The sequence below is a fragment of the Methylophaga sp. UBA5088 genome, assembly GCF_002414625.1.
Classification (GTDB): Bacteria; Pseudomonadota; Gammaproteobacteria; order Nitrosococcales; family Methylophagaceae; genus Methylophaga; species Methylophaga marina.
On the sequence record NZ_DIAC01000104.1, the window covers coordinates 347 to 2,589 of the forward strand.

Sequence of the window (2,243 nt, forward strand, 5' to 3'; positions counted from 1 at the left end):
AGCGGGTGTGGATATTATCACCGATTTTGCTGAGCTTGCTGTCATGGGCCTGGTTGAGGTCATTAAACGCTACTCTCATATCAAAGCTGTTTTTGATAAAACCGTTGAACATTTAGCTTCAAGTAAACCTGACGCATTAATATTAGTCGATTACCCTGGGTTTAATCTAAAGCTAGCTAAAAAAGCGCATGAATTGGGTATTCCGGTTATTTACTATATCAGCCCTAAAATATGGGCCTGGCGGGCTGGGCGAATCAAAGCCATAAAGCGTTATGTTGATCTGATGCTGGTGTTGTTTCCATTTGAACAGTCGCTTTATGAAAAAGCCGATGTGGCTGTGAAATGTGTTGGTCATCCCTTAGTTGATGCAGTACATTCAGACTGGACTTCTGAACAGGCCAAGTCGCATTTTTCCCTTGATATGAAAGCGCCTGTCTTAGGCTTGTTTCCTGGCAGTCGTCGGAGTGAGGTGGAAGCATTATTGCCAGTGATGTTAGCGACCGCCGAGCATATTCAACAACGTGATAATTCTGTGCAGGTTATTTTACCCTTAGCACCTGGGCTAGATCGGACGTTAATTGAGCCATATTTATCAGAAACGGCGGTGAAAGTGGAGGTCATTTCTGGTGAGTTTTATGATGTCGTTCGTAGCTGTGATGCGATTGTAGCGGCATCGGGTACTGTCACTCTGGAAATTGCTTTGTTAGGTGTACCGCATTTAATTACTTACCGGGTTGCGCCACTGACTTACCAGATTCTCAAACGACTGGTAAAAATTCCTTACGTGGGTTTATGTAATATTGTGACCGGAAAAAATGTCGTCACTGAGTTATTACAGAGCCAGGTGTCGGTAGCTGAGTTAGCGCCACGGTTATTATATTTTCTGACCGCAGCAGAAGCCCAACAACAGGCCCATATTGTTCAAGAACAAGTGCTTAAAGCGCTCGGGCCCAGCGGTGGCGCTGACAACGCTGCCAGAGCCGTTATTTCTTTTATTGATACTCATCATTCATGACAAATACGCTTATTATCGCCGGCGTTGATGAAGTTGGACGTGGCCCATTAGCCGGGCCCGTAGTGACTGCTGCTGTCATACTGAATCCTGATAACCCAATTGTAGGCTTGGCTGATTCAAAAAAACTCACTGAAAGACGAAGAGAGAGTCTGGTACCTCTAATCAAAGAGCATGCTTTAGCCTGGGCAATGGGACGAGCTGAGCCAGATGAAATAGACGAGCTAAATATTCTTCAGGCCAGTTTAATTGCGATGAAAAGAGCCGTTGAAGCCTTATCTATAGTCCCAGAACACGTGCTCGTTGATGGTATACATGCCCCTAAGCTTAATTGTCCCGTCACTACCATTATCAAAGGTGATCAATCTGAGCCCGCTATTGCGGCCGCTTCAATCTTAGCTAAAGTCGCACGTGACCAAGAAATGATTGCACTGGAGGAACGGTATCCAGGCTATGGTTTTGCTAAGCATAAAGGCTATCCAACCAAGCAGCATCAGCAAGCACTTCTGACGCTAGGGGTGACGGATATTCATAGACGTTCATTCGGCCCTGTTCATAAGGCATTATCACTGTAATGCCATTATATAAATCATAGAAAAATGGATGAGCGTGGTATTATTCAAAACTTATGCTGTCGTTAAATAAAATTTTCAACAAATTGGTGAGAGGCAAAAACGGTCAACATCCGCAACAAGGACGCGAACCGTTAATTATCCCTCGCAGTGAACACACCATATCGCGTAAACAGATTAGTCAACATGCACTCAAAGTGCTGTATACCTTGAAAGAGGGCGGCTATGATGCTTATCTCGTCGGTGGGTGTGTACGCGATCTTTTGCTAGGTTATGAACCAAAAGACTTTGATGTAGCCACCAATGCCTCGCCAGAACAAGTGCATGCGCTATTCAAACGCAGCCAGTTGATCGGACGACGATTTAAGCTGGTTCATGTTCGGTTTGGACGTGACGTCATAGAAGTCGCTACTTTCCGGGCGCCACCTGAGGCTAAACAACATGTTGATACTCAGGGCCGCATTATGCAGGACAATGTGTTTGGCACTTTAGAACAAGATGCCTGGCGACGTGATTTTACGATCAATGCGCTCTATTACAATATAAAAGATTTTTCTATCATCGATTACACTGGCGGAATGGCCGATCTCAATGCGGGCCTTATCCGTTTAATTGGCGATGTTGAAACACGTTATCGTGAAGATCCTGTTCGCATGTTA

3 protein-coding genes are annotated in these 2,243 nt (G+C 44.9%); all 3 read left to right on the forward strand.

Annotated features, from left to right (window positions below; genetic code table 11):
* The coding region (gene lpxB / locus B4K20_RS13150; protein WP_289283214.1) for a lipid-A-disaccharide synthase at nucleotides 1-1,015 on the forward strand (1,015 nt) is incomplete at its 5' end.
* On the forward strand, nucleotides 1,012-1,587 hold the full coding sequence (rnhB, locus tag B4K20_RS13155; RefSeq protein WP_289283215.1) for a ribonuclease HII: 576 nt from the start codon (nucleotides 1,012-1,014) through the stop codon (nucleotides 1,585-1,587). The genes lpxB and rnhB, both read left to right, overlap by 4 nt.
* A gap of 53 nt (nucleotides 1,588-1,640) precedes the next feature.
* On the forward strand, nucleotides 1,641-2,243 hold a 603-nt coding region (gene pcnB, locus B4K20_RS13160), incomplete at its 3' end, for a polynucleotide adenylyltransferase PcnB (RefSeq protein ID WP_289283216.1).

Bases quoted from the DNA above. Each gene is read 5' to 3' on its own strand.
- rnhB (WP_289283215.1), top strand. From the start codon at position 1,012: ATGACAAATACGCTTATTATCGCCGGCGTTGATGAAGTTGGACGTGGC.